This window comes from Nocardia neocaledoniensis, from assembly GCF_003182135.1.
GTDB classification, from domain to species: domain Bacteria; phylum Actinomycetota; class Actinomycetes; order Mycobacteriales; family Mycobacteriaceae; genus Nocardia; species Nocardia neocaledoniensis.
The window spans coordinates 70,508-91,915 of sequence record NZ_QGTL01000019.1 but is presented as its reverse complement, the minus strand read 5'-3'; the positions used below and the strand labels follow the sequence as shown (position 1 = coordinate 91,915).

23 protein-coding genes and 1 pseudogene are annotated in these 21,408 nt (G+C 68.2%); 9 read left to right on the top strand and 15 right to left on the bottom strand.

Annotation, left to right across the window (positions count from 1 at the left end; genetic code table 11):
• Positions 1-83: 83 nt before the first annotated feature.
• From DFR69_RS32620 to DFR69_RS32610, 3 genes are all read right to left on the bottom strand, one after another.
• On the bottom strand, positions 84-1,310 hold the full coding sequence (locus DFR69_RS32620) for a PucR family transcriptional regulator (protein WP_244198577.1): 1,227 nt from the start codon (positions 1,308-1,310) through the stop codon (positions 84-86).
• 148 nt (positions 1,311-1,458) lie between these two features.
• A complete protein-coding gene (locus DFR69_RS32615) occupies positions 1,459-2,616 on the bottom strand; it encodes a zinc-binding dehydrogenase (RefSeq protein WP_110041538.1) in 1,158 nt (385 codons plus the stop codon).
• A gap of 25 nt (positions 2,617-2,641) precedes the next feature.
• Complete coding sequence (locus DFR69_RS32610; protein WP_110041537.1) at positions 2,642-5,029, bottom strand: MMPL family transporter; 2,388 nt, start codon at positions 5,027-5,029, stop codon at positions 2,642-2,644.
• Between the two features lie 143 nt (positions 5,030-5,172).
• On the opposite strand from DFR69_RS32610, the gene DFR69_RS32605 reads away from it, so the two are divergent.
• Together DFR69_RS32605 and DFR69_RS32600 are read left to right on the top strand one after the other, a co-directional pair.
• Positions 5,173-5,781, top strand: coding sequence for a TetR/AcrR family transcriptional regulator (locus tag DFR69_RS32605; protein WP_167456486.1), 609 nt, complete (start codon positions 5,173-5,175; stop codon positions 5,779-5,781).
• 228 nt (positions 5,782-6,009) lie between these two features.
• A complete protein-coding gene (locus DFR69_RS32600) occupies positions 6,010-6,714 on the top strand; it encodes a transporter (RefSeq protein ID WP_110041535.1) in 705 nt (234 codons plus the stop codon).
• A gap of 45 nt (positions 6,715-6,759) precedes the next feature.
• On the opposite strand, the gene DFR69_RS32595 is transcribed toward DFR69_RS32600, so the two are convergent.
• The 7 genes from DFR69_RS32595 to DFR69_RS32565 form a co-directional block, all read right to left on the bottom strand.
• Positions 6,760-7,266 (bottom strand): hypothetical protein, encoded by a 507-nt coding sequence (locus DFR69_RS32595; protein ID WP_110041534.1) that lies wholly within the window; start codon positions 7,264-7,266, stop codon positions 6,760-6,762.
• Positions 7,267-8,097, bottom strand: a complete 831-nt coding sequence (locus DFR69_RS32590) for a type IV toxin-antitoxin system AbiEi family antitoxin (protein ID WP_186817357.1) — start codon at positions 8,095-8,097, stop codon at positions 7,267-7,269.
• A 216-nt stretch (positions 8,098-8,313) separates the two neighbouring features.
• Positions 8,314-8,658, bottom strand: a complete 345-nt coding sequence (locus tag DFR69_RS32585) for a hypothetical protein (protein ID WP_110041560.1) — start codon at positions 8,656-8,658, stop codon at positions 8,314-8,316.
• Positions 8,659-8,690: 32 nt separating this feature from the next.
• The gene (locus tag DFR69_RS32580) at positions 8,691-11,000 is read right to left on the bottom strand and encodes a serine/threonine-protein kinase (RefSeq protein ID WP_110041559.1); all 2,310 of its coding nucleotides are present in this window, start codon (positions 10,998-11,000) and stop codon (positions 8,691-8,693) included.
• 214 nt (positions 11,001-11,214) lie between these two features.
• Positions 11,215-11,859, bottom strand: a complete 645-nt coding sequence (locus DFR69_RS32575) for a hypothetical protein (protein ID WP_110041558.1) — start codon at positions 11,857-11,859, stop codon at positions 11,215-11,217.
• Between the two features lie 93 nt (positions 11,860-11,952).
• On the bottom strand, positions 11,953-14,109 hold the full coding sequence (locus DFR69_RS32570) for an elongation factor G-like protein EF-G2 (RefSeq protein ID WP_110041532.1): 2,157 nt from the start codon (positions 14,107-14,109) through the stop codon (positions 11,953-11,955).
• Positions 14,110-14,205: 96 nt separating this feature from the next.
• Positions 14,206-14,811: a hypothetical protein gene (locus DFR69_RS32565; RefSeq protein ID WP_146229484.1), complete on the bottom strand. Its 606-nt coding sequence runs from the start codon at positions 14,809-14,811 to the stop codon at positions 14,206-14,208.
• A gap of 339 nt (positions 14,812-15,150) precedes the next feature.
• On the opposite strand from DFR69_RS32565, the gene DFR69_RS32560 reads away from it, so the two are divergent.
• The 6 genes and pseudogenes from DFR69_RS32560 to DFR69_RS35820 all read left to right on the top strand — a co-directional run.
• Complete coding sequence (locus DFR69_RS32560; RefSeq protein WP_110041530.1) at positions 15,151-15,780, top strand: DUF8020 domain-containing protein; 630 nt, start codon at positions 15,151-15,153, stop codon at positions 15,778-15,780.
• A 75-nt stretch (positions 15,781-15,855) separates the two neighbouring features.
• Complete coding sequence (locus tag DFR69_RS32555) at positions 15,856-16,617, top strand: glutamine amidotransferase (RefSeq protein ID WP_110041529.1); 762 nt, start codon at positions 15,856-15,858, stop codon at positions 16,615-16,617.
• A gap of 57 nt (positions 16,618-16,674) precedes the next feature.
• A complete protein-coding gene (locus tag DFR69_RS32550; RefSeq protein ID WP_110041528.1) occupies positions 16,675-17,037 on the top strand; it encodes an ArsR/SmtB family transcription factor in 363 nt (120 codons plus the stop codon).
• A complete protein-coding gene (gene arsB, locus DFR69_RS32545; protein WP_110041527.1) occupies positions 17,034-18,113 on the top strand; it encodes an ACR3 family arsenite efflux transporter in 1,080 nt (359 codons plus the stop codon). Before DFR69_RS32550 ends, arsB begins: the two co-directional genes overlap by 4 nt.
• Positions 18,110-18,520: an arsenate reductase ArsC gene (locus DFR69_RS32540; protein WP_110041526.1), complete on the top strand. Its 411-nt coding sequence runs from the start codon at positions 18,110-18,112 to the stop codon at positions 18,518-18,520. The genes arsB and DFR69_RS32540 overlap by 4 nt, the downstream gene beginning before the upstream one ends.
• A gap of 68 nt (positions 18,521-18,588) precedes the next feature.
• Positions 18,589-18,681: pseudogene (locus DFR69_RS35820) on the top strand (transcriptional regulator); the annotation flags it as partial.
• On the opposite strand, the gene DFR69_RS34725 reads toward DFR69_RS35820, so the two are convergent.
• Positions 18,682-18,858 carry a hypothetical protein gene (locus DFR69_RS34725; RefSeq protein ID WP_167456483.1) on the bottom strand — a complete coding sequence of 59 codons (177 nt, stop codon included), beginning with the start codon at positions 18,856-18,858 and terminating at the stop codon, positions 18,682-18,684.
• A gap of 24 nt (positions 18,859-18,882) precedes the next feature.
• On the opposite strand from DFR69_RS34725, the gene DFR69_RS32535 reads away from it, so the two are divergent.
• Positions 18,883-19,269, top strand: coding sequence for a low affinity iron permease family protein (locus DFR69_RS32535; protein WP_244198576.1), 387 nt, complete (start codon positions 18,883-18,885; stop codon positions 19,267-19,269).
• 4 nt (positions 19,270-19,273) lie between these two features.
• Here the strand turns inward: DFR69_RS32535 and DFR69_RS32530 are convergent, their stop codons facing one another.
• The 4 genes from DFR69_RS32530 to DFR69_RS32515 all read right to left on the bottom strand — a co-directional run bounded on the left by DFR69_RS32530 (position 19,274) and on the right by DFR69_RS32515 (position 21,320).
• Positions 19,274-19,846 (bottom strand): TetR/AcrR family transcriptional regulator, encoded by a 573-nt coding sequence (locus DFR69_RS32530; RefSeq protein ID WP_110041525.1) that lies wholly within the window; start codon positions 19,844-19,846, stop codon positions 19,274-19,276.
• Between the two features lie 59 nt (positions 19,847-19,905).
• Complete coding sequence (locus DFR69_RS32525) at positions 19,906-20,436, bottom strand: dihydrofolate reductase family protein (protein ID WP_110041524.1); 531 nt, start codon at positions 20,434-20,436, stop codon at positions 19,906-19,908.
• A gap of 112 nt (positions 20,437-20,548) precedes the next feature.
• The gene (locus DFR69_RS32520) at positions 20,549-20,749 is read right to left on the bottom strand and encodes a hypothetical protein (protein WP_110041523.1); all 201 of its coding nucleotides are present in this window, start codon (positions 20,747-20,749) and stop codon (positions 20,549-20,551) included.
• A gap of 175 nt (positions 20,750-20,924) precedes the next feature.
• Positions 20,925-21,320 (bottom strand): hypothetical protein, encoded by a 396-nt coding sequence (locus DFR69_RS32515; protein ID WP_110041522.1) that lies wholly within the window; start codon positions 21,318-21,320, stop codon positions 20,925-20,927.
• Positions 21,321-21,408 lie beyond the last annotated feature (88 nt).

Sequence of the window (21,408 nt, the reverse complement as noted above, 5' to 3'; positions counted from 1 at the left end):
CGCCGTGCCCCCACCTGAGCCTTCGACAGGTGCACGGTGCACCAGTCGGTATGTGCAGGTCGGTCCACGCTGGATCCAACCGGTCAGCGATCGTCGCGCAGCTGCAGGTACATCAGTGCGGCAACCACACTGGTGGCATCATCGACCAGTGGTTTCGGCAACAGCCGGTCAACGCGGGACAGTCGGCGCTCGATGGTGTTGCGGTGGGTGAACAGGCGCTCGGCGGTGCTGGTGGCGTTGAAGCGTTCTTGCACGTAGGTCAGCGCTGTCTCGCGCAGCACGGTGTCGGCGGTCGCGAATTCGCCGAGGGTGTCGGTGACGAACTGTTCGGCTTGGGCCATGTCGGCGGACAGCGCCGCGACGAGCTGGATGTCTTCGTAGCGTACGACCCGGCGGGCCGAACCAAGCCGCGCCAGGACTCGCTGCGCGGTGGCCGCATCCAGGTGAGTGCGGCGAAAACCCTCGATATCACGTCCGGGCCGGCCCAACGCCACCCGTACACCGGACAATCCCGCCAGCTCCGGCTGCAACGTGGACGTCGGTGGGACCTGATCGGCCGGAATCCACAACCAGAGCGCATTTGTGCTCGCCACCAACGTCAAACGCCGTCCGGCGCCGCAGGCCCGCATCACATGCTCGGCCGCTGCCTCCAGCACCTCGGAGCGTTCGGTGGAATCCACCCAGACAATGGCTGCTAGATGGGTTCCGGTGAGGGCATAGCCAAGGCGCGCCTCGGCGCGCGCACGGCTGATCGGTGCGCCTTCGATCAGCAGCTGCGCAGTGGCGTGCCGTTCGGCGTTGGCGCTGCGGGCGAGGTCGGTGCGTTCGGCTTCGATGTATTCGGCCAGAGCGGTCATCGAGTCATCGACGAAGGTGTTGATCGAATACGCCGACACCTGCAAGGTCTCACGGAGCAGTTCGTGATCGCTGGTCGCGGCGAAACACTCGTCGGTCCACCGTCGCCACGAGATCCGCTGGCCGGCGCGCCACGATCCCAGGTCGTTGGTGTCCAGCCCTCGCCGCACGAGGTCACGGGCGAAGCTCAGGGTCTCGGGATCTTCACAGGGTGGAACGCGGCGACCGGGACTCTGGATGGTCGCGGTGAGCCAGTGGATGAGATACGCCTTGTTCATGCGCCGGTCCCCGGCGGCGAGTACCGGGTCCTCGACGACGAACGGGTATCGGGTTCTGAGCTGCGAGGCGGAGAAGACTTCGTCGACGAGTTCCTCGGTGGTGGGCAGGATTCGTTCGGCAACGCCGCGCATCAGCGCACACACCCGCTCGCTCGGCATGGGCCACAGTTCCTCCATGGGTGCACTGTTCACCATCGGTGGCTCGATTGCACCCGACTCTCCGAGAACCGCCACGACGGCCTCAGCTCCCCCGCTGTGGCGATCGCTCGATCCCAGAATTCACGCGAGCCGTGACGCGTCCAGCGGATGGTGCTGTTGTAGTCCCTCAGCTTTCGATGGTGTCCCGGCCGGGGAGCAGGAGTTGGCGCAGAGCGTGGCCGGCGGCCAGGTCTGCGAGGGCGTCGACGGCTTCCGACAACGGCCGACGGGCGGAGATCATCGAGGCCAGATCGAGGCGGCCTGCCATCATCTCGTCCACCAGTTCCGGGATGTCGCGGTGCGGGATGGACGACCCGTAGTTGCAGCCGAGGATGCGCTGGTCGGCTTCGGCGAGCGCGAGTGGATCGAAGGTCGCGGATTCGCCTTGCGCGGGAAGGCCGACGATCACCGCCGCGCCGCCGAGCCCGAGTGCGGCGATGGCCTGCTCGGTGGTGCGGATCTTGCCGATCGCGTCGAACACGTAGTCATACCCCTCGGGCACGGCCGAACGGAGCGCGGCGACCACGTCGGGCACCGCGGCGGCATCGACGGTCTCGGTAGCTCCTAGTGTGACGGCCAGTTCGAGTTTGTCGGTCACGACGTCGACCGCGACGATGCGGGTTGCTCCCGCGAGTCTCGCGCCCTGGATACACGCCAAACCGACTCCGCCGCACCCGATCACGGCGACGGTGGACTCCGGCCGGACCGCCGCGGTGTTGCGGACCGCACCGACACCGGTCGCGATGGCGCAGCCGATGATCGCGACGTCCTCGAGTGGGGCGTCGTCGCGAATCTTGATCGCGCCGGACGCCGGGACCACTACTTCCTCGGCGAACGACGACACTCCGAGATAGTGGTGGATGGGGCCGGTGGCGTCCGACAAGCGGGTCGTGCCGTCGTAGAGCACCCCGCCGGGTGCGACGACAGTGGCCACAAAGGCGCACTGCGCGGGTCGTCCGGCGTGGCAGGTGCGGCAGTGCCCGCAGCCGGGCACCCACGAGAGCACGACGTGGTCGCCGACCTCGAGGTCATCGACCCCATCACCGACCGCGGTCACGATCCCTGATCCTTCGTGCCCCAGGACAACCGGCTGCGGCACCTGCCATGCGCCAGAGGTGACGTGTAGGTCGGAGTGACAGACCCCGGCCGCGACGACCCGGACCTGCACTTCGCCGGGCCCCGGGGGCGTCAGATCGACGTCCCTGAGCGTGATCTTGCCGTCGTCGTCCAGGACGACGGCGCGGATGAGAGTCGGCTTAGAGTTGGTGGTGTCGTGAGCAGGCATGTGGTGGTTCCCGATTCGTTGAGTGTCAGCGGCCTGAGGTCGGATGTTGTGGTTCACCAGGGAGTTCCGTCTCCGACGCGGGTTGCCGGGGTACCCGCGGTTCGCGGCCGCTGGCGTAAAGCCACTCTGCCTGCCGCGGCGTGCGGCCACCACGGCGTGGTGCCCACGGAGGCACCTGAGACTGGTGCACGTTGCACACCTCGGTCGCCGGTTCCGGTTGTCCGATCGCGACCCGGTGTCGGCCTGGCTGCCGCAGAGCGGCCTCACTTCGGCTGGGATTCGGCGCAGCTGGTTCGGGCAGGGTTTCGCCTTCGATATCGACGTGGGGCATGAGGCGTTCGAGGGGAGCGGGTAGCCACCACGCGTGGCGGCCGAGCAGGGCCATGACTGCCGGGATGAGAGTCATGCGGACGACGAGTGCGTCGAACAGCACGCCGACGCCCATGGCGAAGCCGATCGGCCCGATCATCGTGTTGTGGCTGAACAGGAATCCGGCGAAGACCGCGATCATGATCACCGCCGCGGCGGTGATGACGCGGGCGCTGCCGGCGTATCCGATACGCACTGCCTCCAGCGCCGTGTTCTTGCCGCTGACGTAGGTCTCCCGCATTCGGGACATGAGGAATACCTGGTAGTCCATCGCCAGGCCGAACAGCACACCGATGAGCAGGACGGGCAGGAAGGCCAGGAGCGGGGCGGGCTGGTGCACGTTCAGCATCGAGCCGAGCCAGCCCCATTGATAGACCGCGGTTGTCGCGCCGAGCGCGACCGCCAGCGACAGCAGAAATCCCAACGCCGCGGTCAGCGGAACCAACACCGACCGGAACGCCAGCATCAGAAGAGCCAGCGCCAACCCGACCACCACGAGCAAGAAGGGCAGCAATGCATCGGAAAGCTTGCGGGCCACGTCGATACCGATCACGGTCTCACCTGTCAGGTGCAGAGCCGTTCCCTGCTCGGTGTGTAGGGCCCCTGCTGTTTCCCGGATAGCGCGCACCAGGTCAGCGGTGTGTTCGGAAGCGGGTGCGGTCGTGGGGACGACGACGAACTGTGCCGTGTCGCCGGTGCGGTTGATCTCCGGCGGCAGGACCATCGCGACCCCGGGCAACGCGGTGATCCGCTGCACGGCGGCCTCGGTTTGGGCGTGGATCCGACCCTTCTCTCCCTCGACGACGGCAACGAACGGCCCGTTCAGCCCAGGGGTATAGGCCGTGGCGAGCACATCGTAGGACGTGCGTGACACCGTTCCCGTGGGGTCTTGGCCCGCATTCGGTAACCCGAGCCGCAAGTCGGCAACCGGCAGCGCGAGCACAACCAGCGCGGCGATTCCGGCGACGAGGGTGGCGATCGGATGGGCGGTGACCATCCGGCCCCAACGGTTGGGCCGCTGCGCGCCCTCGATCGCGCGCAGGCCGCGCCCGCGGGGGATCAGCCGGTCACCGGCGAATCCGAGCAGCGCAGGCAGCAAGGTGATCGCCAGCGCCACCACGACGCTGACGCAGGCCGCCGCTGCCAGGCCCATTCCGGTCAGGAACGGAATTCCGGCGATCGACAATCCACACAGCGCGATGAGCACCGTCGCACCGGCGAAGACGACTGCGCTGCCAGCGGTACCGATCGACCGAGCTGCCGACTCGCGCACCGCCATGCCGTCGGCGAGCTGCTGACGGTGGCGGGAGACGATGAACAGCGTGTAGTCGATACCGACCGCAAGGCCCAGCATCAACGACAACGCCAGCGTCGCCGAAGAAGCGTCGAACAAGGTCGAGAACGCCACGACCCCACCGGTACCGACAGCGACACCGACCAGTCCGACCAGGATCGGCAGCCCCGCGGCCAGCAACGACCCGAATGTCACGAGCAACACGCCGATCGCGATGGCGACCCCGACCGCTTCGGCCGGACCGATGAACGAAGCCTCCGAATAGTACGGACCGCCGGTGAGCAAGGGCCGTAAACCCATCGCTTGAAACGTCGTATGCACCTTGTCGACTGCCGCCTTCGCTGCCGGATCCACCGGTCGGGAGAAGCTGACGTCGGTGAAGGTGACATCACCGCGCTCAGCGACCATCGCCGAGGCCGGGGTGACCGACTCGATACCCCGCACCCCGCTCAGCGTCGACAACTCGGCGTCGATCCGCTCCAACGGCAGTCCTTGCCCCGCGGGTGCCCGCACGACAAGGCGTGCCGCGGCCTCGCCGGGCGTAGTCGGCGCGCCCTTGCCGAAGTTGTCGATCAGTACTTGCTGGGCGCGATCGGATTCAGTACCCGGAATCTCGAACTTGTCGGAAACCTTGGCGCCGAGCGTCAGCCCGACGGTGGCAACGACGACAGCGACCAGCGACCAGGCCGCGACTACCCACCAACGGTTACGGAAACACCCATCGCCAAGGCGATAGAGAACACGAGCCATGCCTGCCCCTCGAGATTAGTTAACCTACATACGTCCGATTGCCTACATCTGTAGGATTTCCTACATATGTAGGATAGAAGGATGGGGTGGGGGTCGGTCAACGTGTCGCGCAGCACAGGGATCAGGGATGGGAAGGTGAACAGGTGAACCGAGAGCAGACAGCCCCGCGCAAACCCGCACCCGATGACGCGCGCGTCTTGCGCAGCCGCGGGTTGCTGCAAGACGCGATCCTGAAACTCGGTACCGAGGGCCCGGTGGACGGCATCTCGATCTCCGATATCACCCAACGCGCAGGGGTGAGCCGGAGCACCTTCTACGACCACTACACCGACAAGGAGACACTGCTCGCCGACGCGATCGAACGACAGGCGCTCGACGCCGGCGTCTCCCTGCGGGCCGGCGGCCTCGACGAAGGTCTACCCGACCAGCCACCGCCGTTCCTGGTCGACTACCTCCAGCACATCTACGACCACGCCCAGCTCTATCGCAATGTGCTCGGAGCGCACGGCTCAGCCGCAGTCCACGCTCGACTGGGCCAAAGCTTCGCCATCATCCTCGTCGAAGGGATCGGCCTCCTCGACGAGCACACAACGACTCCCGCCCCGACTCCCGCCCCGGTTCCCGCCGCGGTCGACGCCGCCGCACTCGCCGGGGCAATGCTCGCCGTCATCGCCTACTGGCTCGATCAACTGCCGCACACACCGACGCCTGATGTCGCGGGCTGGATCTGGGAGATCATCACACGCGAGTGAACCGCGGTAGCACCACGACGAGACGTTCCGGTCGACGTTTCAGCGCGGGAGTTCGCAGCTGCCGACCTGCAGTCGCCGCTCGTACGTCAATTCGATGCCGGGGATTCGTGGTGCAGTGTGTTGCACCCGTCGCGACATGTGGTTGCACGTCGGCGTAGCTGGAGTCCCTGCACGTCCGCCACCGTGGAAGCCGCACGAGATCACGGTCACACTCAAGGAGGCGCGGCGATGCGCGAGGCACTCTTCGCGGCGGCAGACATCTGGATGCTCGCCATCGGACTCATCTGCGGCGTGAAGTTCATTCGGGGACATCACAACTATTTGATCGGCCTCGAATGGATCATCATGGGCATATCGGGAATCAATTTCCTGATCTACGGGCTGACGATGGCCGGTCCCGACTCCCCGATGTTCCACATCGCCTTCTTCCTTGACGCGTTCTCGCGCTCGATCGGGTTCACGCTGATCCTGGTCCTCGGATTGCTCGTCGTCACCCACGGGTACAAGCCCACGGCTGTGGTCGAAGTGGGCGCCTTCGCCCTCGCCGCCATTCTCGGGTTCTTTCTCTCGGAGTACGCCCAGGAGATCGGCACGCCTGGAAAGGTGTTCTTCCTGATCACCGCGCTCGCGACCTCCGCCTTCCTGTGCTACTTCGCGTGGCGGCTCTGGCAGATCGATGAGCGCGCCCACGCCGCGGCGGTGGCCGCCGCTACCGCTTTGAACGTGGCCGTGGCGTCGATCTACGACTTCTGGCGGATCCCCGGCGACGACACGAACCACACCCTCTTCTACACCCTCGCGCTGTTCACCTGGGGGCTGGCGATGCTCGTCGTCTACCGGTCGTACACCGCGTTCGCTGCCCACAACGCGCGGGTCGGCACAGGCATCGATCCCGTCGTCGCGTCACCTGTCCGAGGAGCTGAAGTCGCATGAGCGCCAGTGCCTGGGCGGCAGTGAACCACCGAGACCTCGAGCGCATCAGGCCGCTCTGACACACCCGAAGGTCGGACACACCGATCGGAGTGACCAGGCATTTCCAGTTGCCCCTGTATTGCGTGTCCTGCCGGGGCATGGCCCGTTGTCGAAACCTCGCCCGTTCAGGACGGCAGTGGTGCCGGGAACACCCACGGGGACAAGGATGTCGACGGCGAGCGCGTTCGCCTTGCCGTCGTAGTCACGTTGGTAGTTGTTGCCGGTTCGGTCGGTGTAGGCGCGTCCGAGCAGTTGGTCGTGAAAGTGCTGGCTGGCTGCGATTTCGGCGCTGACCCCGGTGTCCGCGTCGGTGGTGCCGCGCAGGCGCGCTGCACTTGTCGGGTAGACGTGGATGAGCAGTTGCACCATGTGCGCGCCGATGATGCGCCATTCCGGATCCGGATGGTCGAGTTCGGCTCCGGCGGCCGCCAGGTCGGCCAGTGCCAGGTAGCTCAGATCATCGGCGTTGGTCGTCGCGGCAATGGCGACGACGATCGGTGACTTGTCGACCATCTACGTCACACGACGCCGGTCGATGGTGGCTCGGACATGTTGGGCGGCTTCGACGGCCGTGGGGTCGGTACTCGTCTGCAGCAGGTCCCACCAGATGATCGCCGGGTCTGCGATCAGGTGTGGGGTACGGGAAGGTGGTTGGCGGTCGGCAAAGTAGCGCGCTGCGGGCAACAGCGATCGGTCGTCGGGTACGACCACGGTCATGGTGGCATCGGCAGCATCGGTGAGTGAGAAACCGAATTCGGTGAAGTCCACGACGTCGCCGGTGTACAGCCGCACGGTCGAGGGTCGCATCCACGGAGAGTACTGGTCGGCGGCAAGGTCGCCGGAGAGAACCGACCACACGTCGAGCTGTGTGAGCAAGCGGCGGGCAGTGTCGTATTGGTCGGCGGGATCGTCGAGCCCGTACCAGTGCTGTTCGAGACCACGGGGACCTGGATAGTCGGCGTTCCAGTCGTCGAGCAGATCGCCGGTTCCGGTCCAGCCGTGGCGGGTCCGGGTGGTGTGGTTCAGCGTTTTCGTCGTCACGGAGACTGCTTGCTGGGTGGCACCGGTGGCACGGACGAGATCTTGTTGAGTCATCGGGCTTTCGCACGTCGACAACAGCCGCTGCACGGCGAGTCGTTGCCAGGGCACCCGGCGGCCGTATCGTGGCCGGTCGACACCGGGGCCCTCGTCGAGGAGCTCACGACCATTGATGACGACTTGCGGCGGCGCGGTTGTCACCAGATCGAAGGCGCCCTTCCGCGCCGCCTCGACAACGGAGCGGGTAGCGACGTCGGTGCGGTAGAGCATGAACGACTCGGTGCGCTCGAGCTGGCGCCTGGACACATCGGACATGGTCATTCTGGCGGGAACAAGCGTGACCTTGATGGGCCTGGGATGGCCGTCCGGCGTCGATCGGCCAGTCCCGCGTCCAGTGTGTCGCGGACTGCGGCCAGCTCAGCGAGTTTCGCGTCGACCTCGGCCGGCTTCTGTGCCGCGCGGACCTGTAGACCGGAATCGGCGCGTCGGCGTCGAGCGCCGAGCCGCGTGGCGGTCCGGGTGTCATCGCCGGGCTCTGATCGCGGCGTCGACTCGGGCGGCGAACGCGTCGAGTACCTCGATGTAGGCGGCGGGGACGCCGACCTCCATCAGCAGGCCGGTGTCGGTGGCCGGGAAGTCGAAAGTGAAGAAGGAGCAGCAGCTCGACTCCCGCGCGGCGAGATCCCGGGCGACGGCTTCGGCGCCGACGTCGAGGACCAGCTCCAGCCGCGTCGGATCGGTCCGGTTCGCCCGGTGTACCGACTCGGCGAAGAACCGGTCGAACTCGAGGACCCGGATCGGTTGTTCGATGGTGGGCAGCGTGCAGGCGTCCGGCACCCAGTGCCCCTGATCTGGTGGGGTTGCCATGAATCCACGGTAGGCCGAGAACGGGCCTTGCCTCACACGACCCGTCGGTTGCCCACATACATCCGCCCGGCGTAGGCCGCGACCGGGCTGTTGCCGAAATCGAGCGACCACACCGGCTGCGCGGTCGTCGTTCCTGTCGGGAGGACCGTGATCGCGCCCTGGCCACCGCGCGCGACGTGGACCAGCCTCGATCCATCGGTGGCCCAGGGGACCTGATTCTCGGGCAGTACCACGCCTTCCGCGGTGTAGGCGTCGAACGCGGCGTAGGCGACCCGGTATCTCGACGAGGGATCCTCGGAGCCGGTTTCTCGCACGACGGTCCAGCGAAGAACGATCTTGGTGCCGATCCCGGTGGCAGCCACCCCATGGCCGTAACTCGCCTCCTTCGGAACCTGTCTGGACCACAGCATCGCGCCGGTGGCGGGATCGAAGGCAGCGAGCATGTCCGCACGCATCATCACCGGCAGCGCCGCGGCGGTGTCGGGTTCGGCGTAGCGTTCGCCGTTGCCGTCCCGCGCCGGGTCATCGCCAGCGGCGGCGTAGGGCCGGCTGGCGACGATCCGCCAACCGGGTTCGGCGCCTGCCCTTTTCGTGCCGTCGACGGTGTAGAAATCCCCGTGGACGGCGAATCCGCCGGGGAACGCCGACCATGCCGGAGCCCACACCGTATGCGGATCAACAGCATCCGGAGTCAGCTGATACACCACCTTGCCGGTGACGATCGCGCGCAGTTCGAAGTGCGCCTTCGAGAACGGGTCGCCCGAGACGGGATTCCTCTGCAGCGACAGCACCTCGGAACCACGGACCAGACCAGCAGCCACCCCGTCCTCTCGCCAGATCACCGTGCCCGCGACGTCGGTCACGATGACCGAACCCGTCGCCGCGTCGTCCCGTTCCGGCAGGAAGGTCGCGAATACCTCACCCACCGTGACGATTTCGGCGGCCGCGGGCAACCTTCCGGAGATCACCCCGGCTCGGGTGTCGATGACGACCGTCGCGTACGAGTCCGGGTCCGCACGGCCGTTTTCCGCGGCATTGCCCGGATACTCCGTTCGGCACGCCGCGTACCGGCCCGATGCCGTGAACAAGCACTCGCCCGGGGTGAGGGGCCCCACCTCGACGCGGTGCCGGACCGTCCCGTTCTCCGCGTCGAGGACACTCACCGTCCCCGAGCCTGCATACAACACCACCTCGTCCGTACCGCCGACCGGCTGCCCCGAGGCCGACGGCTGACGCCAGCGCTCGCCGGACGGTTTCACACTCAGATCCGGGCTCTGCGCTGTCACCGACACTCTCGGCAGCGCCAGGGCGGCGTCGGTCGGGCCGACCTCGTCCGCACCCCGGAGACGCATGCCGACAATCGTCACGACCGCGACCAGGAACAGCACCGCCGCGCCGATACCCCACCCCATGGCGCGCGAGGGCATCCGCCTGCCCTGGACCGCCCGCGACGGATCCGGTGCGGCAGGCGGCGCGCTCGGCGCTCGCGCCACCCACGTCGACTGATCCCTGGAGGTGCGCAGGCGCAATGCCGCGTCCAGTTCCTCGGCGAACTGGGACGAGGACGGATACCGGTCCGCGGGCACTTTCGCCAGCGCACGGGCGATCACCCGGTCCACCTCGGGACTCGCCTCCGGGCGGGTGGCGCGCACGCTCGGCGGCGCGGCGGTGGAATGGCGCAGGATCACCTGACCCGGATTGTCGTCGGCGAAGGGCGCAGATCCGGTCAACAGGTGAAAGACACTGCAGGCCAACGAGTATTGATCGCTACGGCCGTCGACCGGTTGCCCACTCAGTTGTTCGGGCGAGGCATAGTTGATCGTGCCGATCAGCATGCCCGTCCCCGTCAGGTTCGAGACATCGGCGAGTTGGCGTGCGATGCCGAAGTCGGTCAGGAGGATGTCGTCGGCACGGCTCAGCAGAATGTTGGCGGGCTTCACATCGCGGTGTACCAGCCCCTGCGCGTTGGCACGGTCGAGGGCACCGGCGACCGCGCGCGCGACCCGGGCGACCTCCGGCGCGCTCAGTGGTCCGTGCGTGCGCAGCCGTTGCGCCAGGTCCACACCCTCGACCAGTTCCATGGCGATCCACAGCCGACCCTGATCCTCGCCGCGATCGTGCACCTTCACGATCGCCGGATGCGACAGTCCCGCGGCCAGATCGGCCTCCCGCTCGAACCGCGCGCGATACTCCGGATCCGCGGAGAACTGCGCCGCCAACACTTTCACCGCGTCGGAACGCGGCAACCGCGGATGGCGGGCGACATAGACCTCACCCATTCCCCCCGCGCCGAGCAACCGCTCGATCACATAGCCCGCGATTGCCTCTCCTGGACGCAACATGAATCCCTCCTCGGCCGAGGAGACTACCGAGTGTCGCTTCGCCACGCAGGTGGCCGATCGCCTTCGACCCGCCCGGCACTCAGGGCAGGACTTGGGGAATCAGTTCGGGGTTCGAGTGGCCGACGATGCCGCCGATGATGATGGCGCCGACGGCCGCGTGAGGAAGCACGCCGAGAAGGAGGCAATCGGGTCGAGCGAGTCGGGCGCCGGCTTCCTAGGCGGTTCTTGTCCACTCCCCCACCGGATTTCCGCGGGTGGCGCGCGTGCCGGTAGGGAGATCCAGCACGTGCCGAAGGGTCGGATCCTCGTCGACAGCGTGCCAGAGATGGCCGAACTTGCCGTCGGGGCCGGCGGCGGAGGAACCGGTCAGCTGCCACACACCGTCGTCGCCGTGCGTGACACGCAGGATCGGTTCGTCCTGCTCGAAAACCTGTGCAGTCTGCACACATCGGGTGCCGACGACCCAGTGCCGCAGCCACCAGGCGCGCGGATCGCGGTCCATCACCTGATCGACCACCCACCACACGAACGGCAGATCCTCGTGCGCTCTGGCTTCGTCGGCGGTCAGGTCCGGGCCGCCTTCCGGTACCTGCTCGAAAGGATCGTCCACGAGTGCGTACGCGTGCGAGCCCTGATGAGGGAAGACCACGGCATGGAAGGTGGCGCCGCCGGGATTCCCCGCGCCGATGCCGATGGTGATCCGGCCGGCGTGCGGATCGGAGCCGGTGATCCAGCCCAGCGCGTAGGACGCCAGTTCGCCTTGCGGGCCGACGAATTCACCGAACGCCCGCCGATCCATGCCGCTCGCGTCCGCTGTCGGGGCCTCGAGCATCCGGCCGGGAAGTACCTGCGCATTCACGAACGGATCGTAGCCAGCACCGCTCCCCGGCGACACCACCAGCCGGGCCGCCAGGCACGACGGCGGGCGCTCCGAGGCGCGCGTCTCGCGAATTCAGGCAGGTACTTCGGCGCCGTCCTTGCGGGCCCGGGCGGCGACGGCGGGCGGCATGGGTTCGTGGCGGAGGTAGGCGCGGGCGAAGGAACCCGAGCCGTGGGTCAGTGAGCGCAGGTCGATGACGTACCTGCTCAATTCGAGTTCGGGGACCTCGGCGCGGATGTGGGTGCGGCCCCGCTCGGCCGGTTCGGTGCCGAGGATGCGGCCGCGCCGGGTGGACAGGTCGCCGAGGACGGCGCCCAGCTGGTCGTCGGGGACCGTGACCCGCACGGCGGCAACCGGCTCGAGCAGCAGGGTGCCCGCGGCGTCGGCCGCGTCGCGCAGGGCGAGGGCGCCCGCGGTCTGGAACGCGGCGTCGGAGGAATCGACCGAGTGCGCCTTGCCGTCCACCAGGGTCACCCGCACGTCCACCAGCGGACAGCCCGGAGTGACACCGCGCGCGGCCTGTGTTCGCGCGCCCTTCTCCACCGAGCCGATGAACTGACGCGGCACCACGCCGCCGACCACGCGGTCGACGAATTCGAAGCCCTCACCCTGCGGCAGCGGTTCGGCCTCGAGGTGGCACACCGCGTACTGCCCGTGTCCGCCGGACTGTTTCACCAGCCTGCCGTGTCCCTCGGCGGGCGCGGCGAGCGTCTCCCGCAGCGCCACCCGATACGGTTCCACGTCCACCCGCACCCCGAACCGGCCGCGTAATCGCTCCAGCGCGACCTCGCGGTGGGCCTCCCCCAGACACCAGAGCACCAGCTGGTGGGTGTGTTCGTTGTTCTCCAGCCGCAGGGTCGGATCCTCGGCGACGAGCCGGGTCAGGCTCTGCGAGAGCTTGTCCTCGTCGGCCTTCCCCTGTGCCCGGATGGCCACGGGCAGGAGCGGTTCCGGCAGCTTCCACGGCTCGATCAGCAGGGGTTGGCCGATGCCGGAGAGGGTGTCGCCGGTTTCCGCGTGGCCGAGCTTGCTGACGAACGCGATGTCCCCGGCGACGGCCTCGGTCAGGGTCCGCTGCTGCTTGCCCAGCGGCGCGCTGACCCCGCCGACCCGATCGTCGGCATCGTGCCCGGCGCCGCAGACGTGGACGGTGTCGTCGCTGTGCAGGGTGCCGGAGAACACCCGCACCAGCGAGATCCGGCCCACGTACGGGTCGGACGAGGTGCGGATGACCTCCGCGGCGAGGTCGGCGGCCGGATCACAGCGCAGCGCGGTGGGGGCGGCGCCGTCGCCGGCGGAGACGGCCGACATCGGGTGTTCGATCGGGGTCGGGAATCCGGCGGTGATCAGTTCCAGCAGTTCGAGCGTGCCGAGGCCCTGCTCCGCGTCCTCGGCCGCGGGCGCCGCGAACAGCACCGGGTGGAAGCCGCCGCGCGCGACGGCCCGCTCCAGATCCGCGACCAGGGTGTCGAGTTCGACGTTCTCGCCGTCGAGGTAGCGGTCCATCAGCGTCTCGTCTTCGCTCCCGGCGATGATCGCCTCGATCAACCGGTCGCGGGCGGGGTCGATCTCCGCGAGCTGATCCGCGTCGGGGTCGGTGCGTTCGCGCTGCCCGCCGCGATAGTCGGCCACCCGTCGCTCGAGCAGTTCGAGCAGTCCGGTCGCGGGGCGGTGACCGTCGGGGCTCTTCGGCCCGTAGACCGGCAGGTGCAGCGGCAGGACGGTGTCGCTCGCGCCGTCGGTCAGCAGCGCCTGGCAGGTCTGGATCAGGTCGGCGTACTCCGCCCGCGCGGTGTCCAGGTGGGTCAGCACGATCGCCCGCGGCATCCCCACCCGCGCGCATTCGGCCCACAGTTCCCGGGTCGCGCCCGCCACGCCCTCCACCCCGTCGGCCGCCGACACCAGGAACAGCGCCGCGTCCGCGGCCCGCAACCCGGCCCGCAGCTCGCCGACGAAGTCCGGGCAGCCCGGCGTATCGATCAGATTGATCTTCACCCCGCCCCACAGCACCGGGACCACCGAGACCTGCACGGACCGGTGCTGGCGCCGTTCGACCTCGTCGTAGTCCGACAGCGACGTCCCGTCCTCGACCCGGCCCGCCCGGTTCACCGTGCCGGTCGCCAGCGCCAGCGCCTCGACCAGTGTCGTCTTGCCCGCACCACTGCTACCGATCAGCGCGACGTTCCGGATGCTCTCCGGTCGCTGCGCTCCGTTCGTCCGGTCCACCATGTCGCACGCTCCCTCGGGTCGGGATCCGGCTCCTTCGAGCTTCCCACCGAGACGAGGGCACGTCCACGGTTCTCGGCCGATCGATACCGCACCGGTTCAGCGCGTGCTGACGCAGACCACGTAGCGGCGCTGGGCGTAGACGACACCGCGATCGCCGGCCGTGCAGACGTTGACGTCGGTGGTGTCGTGCCGGATCTCGAGCACCCGGACCCGGCCGGGCAGGTCGGCGCCGCAGTCGACGTGTCTGCCCGCGCCGCCGGACAGGTCGATACAGTCGCCGACGGTCCAGTCGATGTCGAGGCAGAGGGTTTGCTGGACGCCGCCCGGCAACGTCCGGGGATGGACATGGTCGACATCGCCCGGGCAGTGCCCACCCGCCGCCGCCAATTCCGCCACTTTGTAGCGTGAATTGACGTTTCCACAGGCAGCCTGCTGAATACCGTCGGGGGTCGCGCCCAATTCCACGCAATCGCCGACGCCGAATTCGACCCAGGGGATCCGATCAGCGGATTTGCCCAATGTGGAGGCGACTCCGCCGGAAACCTCGTTCATAGTTCCCAGCGGCTGGGTCGGCGAAACCTCCGTGGGCAAAGTTTCTGCGACAGAGGCGTTGTCGGGCGCGGACCGCTCGTCGGCTCCGAACCCGACGACGACGGAAAGCGCGAGGTAGAACGTGCCAGCGAGGGCGAAGACCGCCCCCATCGACACACCGGCAAGGGCCACGTTTCGTCGACGCGTCATCTGCGTTGTCCCACACTTCTCATCCGGTGGACGTCCCCGACCGACATCCCACTCGCGTGACAGTTCTTACACGGACGAACCGGACAATGTCGAATTGTGAACGCGCACCTTTTTTAACCGGAATCCGGTCCGGTTAAACAGAATGAAAAACTGGTCCGGCGCCCAGCTGCACACGGTTCCCCTTTTCGCGAAAGGAATGCTAGGGTCTGCCCGATCTCTCTGGCGGACAACATGGTTCGTGCCCCTCGCCAACCCTCGTTCGACCGCGCAGTTTTTCCTGATGCGTAAAGGAATTCCCTGATGAAGCTCGGTTACTCCCCCGTTGCCGCCCTGCTCGTCGGCGCCGTCCTCGCGATCACCGCGGGCGCCGCCACCGCGCAGCCGGAGACGCCGGCCCCGCGGGCGAGCACGTCCGGGATCGACCGGTCCGTGCGCTACGAGGCGACCCTGACCGAGTTCTCCCGCGTCCTGACCACCACTGTCGCAGGCGGCACCTTCACCACCACCGAGGACGACACCGCGGTGACCCTCACCGCCGATTCCGGCGAGGTCATCACCCGCATCCCGCTCGCCTACACGATCTCGGGCACCGAGGTCCGGGTCGCGCAGACGATCTCCGACAACGGCCACCACCTCGTGCTCGCCCCGCAGGCGAGCGCCACCGAGATCGACGAGATCGCCTCGGACATCGGCGAATTGCAGACCATCAGTCCCATGTCCCAGCTGACGAACGAGATCAACCGCAACATCGTCGGCGTCGTCGCGGGCGGCGTGCTCGGCGGTCTCATCGGCACCGTTCTCGGCTTCGGCTTCCTCAGCATCATCACCGGCCCCGTCGGCCTGGTACTGGGCGCGATCGCCGGCGGCTACGCCATGGGCGGCCAGCCCTTCCTCGACGCCGTCACCGCCGCCGTCAGCGGACGGCCCTGACCCCGCCGGTCCTGATCGGCGACACCGTAGGCCGCGTGGCGCGCAAGGGTTCCGCCCGCGGCTACGGTGTCTGACATGACCGACGCGAGCGCGCGCGACCACGGCGGCAGGCCGTTCCTGCTGCTGGCGACACGTGCCGAGGACGAGGCCGCCGACCAGGAGTACCGCGCGTTCCTGCGCTACGGCGGGCTGGATTCGCACCGGCTGCACCGGCACCGCCTGGAACGCGACCCCCTAGACGATCTCGACCTCGACGACTACGCCGGGATCATCCTGGGCGGCAGTCCGTTCACCATCTCCGATCCACCCGAGGCGAAGTCGCCGGCGCAGCAACGGGTCGAAGCCGAGCTGCGCGAGCTGGTCGCGGTGGTGGTGCGCCAGGACTTCCCGTTCCTCGGCGCCTGTTTCGGCATCGGGGTCATCGGCTCGCTGATCGGCGCGGTCATCGACCGCACCCATCCCGAACCGGTGGGTCCCACCACCATCACCCTGACCGAGTCGGGCCGGGTCGACCCGCTGCTGTGCGTGCTGCCGCCCGAGTTCGACGCCTTCGTCGGGCACAAGGAGGCGGCCACCGAGCTCCCACCGGAGGCCGAACGGCTCGCCTTCTCGTCCGGCTGCCCGATCCAGGCGTTCCGGGTGGGCGCCAACGTGTATGCGACGCAGTTCCATCCGGAGCTGGACGCCCACGGTATGAGCACCCGGATCGACGCCTACAAGCACCACGGCTACTTCGACCCCGGGGAAGCCGAGACGCTCAAAGAGGTCGCCCGGTCGGGGAACGTCGTGCATCCCGGCGCGCTGGTGCGCCGGTTCGTCCAGCTGTACGAGGACTGACTCAGGTTCACCAGGTGTTTGCTTGCCCTTTGATTCGATATCCGTCAATATCGAGACATGTCTAAGTCGGAGCTGAACCTGACACCCGTGGCGGCCTGCGCCGCCGAGCCGATCGTCCGCGATCCCCTGACCGTCGACGAGGCCGTCGAACTGGCCGCGGTGTTCAAGGCGCTGGCGGATCCGGTGCGGCTGCGGCTGCTGTCGTTGGTCGCGAGCCGCGCCGGGGGCGAGGCGTGCGTATGCGATATCTCCGACGGCGTCGAGGTGAGCCAGCCGACGATCTCTCATCACCTCAAGGTGCTGCGCGAGGCCGGGCTGCTCACGAGCGAGCGGCGCGCGTCCTGGGTCTACTACCGCGTCGTGCCCGACGCGTTCGCCAAGATCTCCGGCGTGCTGAGCACCGAGAGTGTGCACGCGTGAACTCCACGACCACCACCGAGCACGCGCCCGTCGTCGGCAAGCTGTCCACGCTCGACCGGTTCCTGCCGCTGTGGATCGGCGCGGCCATGCTCGCCGGAATCCTGGTGGGGCGCATGATCCCCGGCCTCGGCGACGCGCTCGGCGCGGTGGAGATCGACGGCGTCTCGCTGCCGATCGCGATCGGCCTGCTGATCATGATGTACCCGGTGCTCGCGAAGGTGCGCTACGACCGCCTCGACACCGTCACCGGCGATCGCAAGCTGATGGCCGCCTCGCTCGCGCTGAACTGGATCATCGGCCCCGCGCTGATGTTCGCGCTGGCCTGGATCTTCCTGCCCGACCTGCCGGAGTACCGGACCGGCCTGATCATCGTCGGGCTGGCGCGCTGCATCGCGATGGTCATCATCTGGAACGACCTGGCCTGCGGTGACCGCGAGGCCGCCGCCGTGCTGGTGGCGCTGAACTCGGTCTTCCAGGTCCTCATGTTCGCCGTGCTCGGCTGGTTCTATCTCTCGGTGCTGCCGGGATGGCTCGGGCTCGAACAGGCCCGGATCGACACCTCGCCGTGGCAGATCGCCGCGTCGGTGCTGATCTTCCTCGGCATTCCGCTCGTCGCCGGGTATCTCACGCGTCGCTTCGGCGAGCGGGCCAAGGGCCGCGAGTGGTACGAGTCCCGTTTCCTGCCCAGGATCGGTCCGTGGGCCCTGTACGGATTGCTGTTCACGATCGTGATCCTGTTCGCCCTGCAGGGTGAGCAGATCACCGCGCGACCATGGGACGTGGCCCGGATCGCGCTGCCGCTGCTGGTGTACTTCGCCCTGATGTGGGGCGGCGGCTACCTGCTCGGCGCGCTGCTCGGCCTCGGGTACGCCCGCACCACCACACTGGCCTTCACCGCGGCGGGCAACAACTTCGAGCTCGCGATCGCCGTGGCGATCGCCACCTACGGCGCCGGCTCCGGTGAGGCGCTGGCCGGTGTCGTCGGGCCACTCATCGAGGTCCCCGTCCTGGTCGGCCTCGTCTACGTCTCCCTCGCCCTACGCCACCGCTTCACCGAAAGGCCCTGCCTCCCATGACGACCAAGCCCAGCGTGCTCTTCGTCTGTGTCCACAACGCCGGGCGCTCGCAGATGGCGCAGGGGTTCCTGAGCCATCTGGCCGGCGACGCGATCGAGGTGCGCTCGGCGGGGAGCGCGCCCGGTGCCGGGCTGAATCCCGCTGCGGTCGAAGCGATGGCCGAACTCGGCATCGATATCACCGCGCAGTCGCCGAAGATCCTCACTCCCGACGCGGTCGAGACCTCGACGGTCGTGGTCACCATGGGGTGCGGTGACGCATGCCCGTACTTCCCCGGAGTGGACTACCGCGACTGGCAGCTCGAGGACCCCGCGGGCAAGGGTGTGGAATCGGTGCGGCCGATCCGCGACGAGATCAGGAAGCGGATCGAGGATCTGATCACCGAACTTGTCCCCCACAATCCATGATTTTCTGAGTTGTCGGACACGACCCGCACCCAAATCCTGCTCCGCCTGCGCGCGGGCCCGGGATCCCGCGTATCGGCCACGCGCTCGACGACCTGCTCGGCCTGGTGCCGGCCGTCGACCCGGCCTGCTGCCCGGACGCCGCCACCGAGGTCTGCTGCTGATCAGTCGCTGCTCTCGCGGTCTTCCAGGCCCGTGGCGTCGGCCAGTTCTTCGCGCTCGTCGGTGAGGCCCTGGTAGTCGGCGGCGAGTTCGCCCATGATGCTGTGCAGACCTTCGGCGATGGCGTTGAGCTTCTGCTGCAACGCCTCGTCGAAACGGACGAGCCGCCGATTCACCACGGCGCGAACGGGTAAGCGCGTGCTGTGATCGCCGCGCACGCTCGCCGTCTCGCCTCGGCGATACCGGATGCCGCCACGCACTGGGCGGGGGCGCGGTGGACCTGGATCGGCGTGCTCGTCCTCGCGCTCGGCGCGCTCGCGACCGGTGTCTCGACCGGGTTCCCGGTCTGGTGGCAGACCACCGTCTACACGAGCGCAGGGCTCACCAGCGTGGTGATGCTGTTTCTGCTGCAGCACACCACCAATCGCGCCAACCACGCGATCCTGATCAAGCTCGACGAACTCGTCCGCGCCACCACCGGCGCGCGCACCGAATTCCTCGACCTCGAGGACCACCAGGTGCACGAACAGGAAGCCCTGCACGATCGCCTGATCCCCGCCGACGACGATCCCGAGGACCGGTCGGGGTGAGGGGTTACGCGGCGTCTACGGGAGTCGTGTAGGCGAGGGTGATCTCGCGGAACAGTGCCACGCGGCGAGCGCGCACGCCGGGGACATCGGGTTCCATCAGGACCTGGACGGTGGTGCCGTCGTGAACGGCGACGAGGGCCTGGCCGTACGCGGCGGCGTCGGGAATCGTGCGGCCTGCGCGGTGCAGCAGGGGCGTCAAGATGGGGAGCAGGGTGTCGCTGATCGCCTGTTCGCGGGCGACCATCACCGAGCGCAGTTCGGGATTGCGCAGGGCGTGAGCGGTGAATTCGGCGGTGATCCCGTACCAGCGGGCGTCCATCGGGACCGCGCGCTCGAAACGTTCGACGATCTCGTCGAGATCGTCGATGCCGCCGACCTCCAACGTCTCCAGCACCTCGCGCAGATCGGCGATCAGCTGCGCGGAGCGCTGTTCCCACATCGCGAGGAACAGCTCTTCCAGCGAGGTGAAATTCGAGTAGAACGCGCCGCGGGTGAATCCGGCACGCTCACAGACCTGTTCGACGGTCGAGCGACCGAAACCCACCTCGGCGAAGACATCGAAGGCGGCCTCGAGCATCCGCGCCCTGGTCTGTACGCGGCGGCGGGTGACCCGTCGCGGCGCGGGGGCGGGAACTGTCACTGCGGGACGTAGGTCAGCTTGACGACGTCGTCACCGATGCGGTCGACGGTGCGCAGGCGCAGCGGCGGGCGCGGGCCCGCGAAGTACGGGTCGCCGCCGCCGAGCACGACGGGGTGGAGGTAGACGCGGTATTCGTCGATGAGGCCGAGGTCGGTGACGCTGCGGGCCAGGTTCGGGCCCGCGATCTCGATCTCCCCCTCGTGCTCGGCCTTCAGCGCGCGGATCGCGCCCTCGAGGTCGGCGCCGAGGAGGGTCGCGTTGGGGCCGACGGTGGTCAGTGTGCGCGAGACGACCCATTTGCGCTGGTCGCGCCATGCCTGCGCGAACTCGCGCTCGTCCGCGTCCCAGGCGGGGTCGTCGTCGTCCCAGTAGCGCATGATCTCGTACATCCGGCGCCCGTACACGCTGCCGACCTGCTGCCGGGCCTCTTCGATGAAGTGCCGGAAGAGAGTGGGATCGGGCGCGAACTTGTCGTGATCGACGTAGCCGTCGAGGGACTGGTTCATTCCGAACACGAGCTCAGCCATACCCGGGGTCCTTTCTCGTGGGACCGATTGTATTGACTCGCGTCACGGAAGGCAGCGGCCCCGGACACGGGTCGGGCCCGGCACATCGTGCCGGGCCCGACTGCGGAGCTGGTCAGCGTCCGCCGTGGCTGTGCTGGCCGCCTTCGCGCTTGGCCTCGGTGGGCTGCGCCTGGGCGCCCTTGCGGCCCGCGGCCTGCGGATCGGCGGCGTTGCGCTCGCCGAAGCTGCCGCTGCTGGCCTGGCCACCGCGGGCGGCCTGCTCCTGCGTGTCGTTTCGGTTGCCGAACTGTCCAGGGTTGTTCGGATCAGGCATGTCGCCCTCCTCGTTGTCGTCTGGCTTTCTGGCACGTGGTCGTCGTAGCGGCCACACGATGGCACTACCCGGCATCCGGCGGCCAAACCGGGATCACTGCAGATTTTTCGCGGACCCGACGCGCAATTGCTCGGTGGCACTGCGCCTTTCGCCTGCTCACACCGGTTGATCGCGCTCAGTCGGGCGGCTCGGGATGACGGATCTCCGACGGCATCGAGCCGCCTGCCACGTCGGCCGAGATGCCGAGATCTTCCTCGTAGCCGGGCGCGGGCGGCGTCGGCACTCCCTCGGTGTCGATGTCGGCCGGGGCCGAGCCGGGGGCCTGCGGCGCGGAGCCGGGGACCACATCGGGTTCCTCCTCGGCCAGCCGTTCGTCCAGCGGGCGGGGCTGGGACTCCTCGCGGGGCGTCATTCCGTAGCTGGTGGCTCCGGTCCAGTGCTCGGGCGGGTCCATCGCGCCCTCGAGCGGGTCCTGGCGCAACTGGTCCTCGTCGGTCTCCTCGCTGCGGTCCAGGGTCGTCGTCTCGTCGTCGACGCCGTCGCCTTCGATGTGCTCCTGGGGTGCGGTCATCGCCTGCTCCTTCCCTCTCGGTGCTTCACGTGGTGCGCTACCCCGGATACCGGGGGCCAAACGACCCCGGATTCGAGGTGATCGGAGG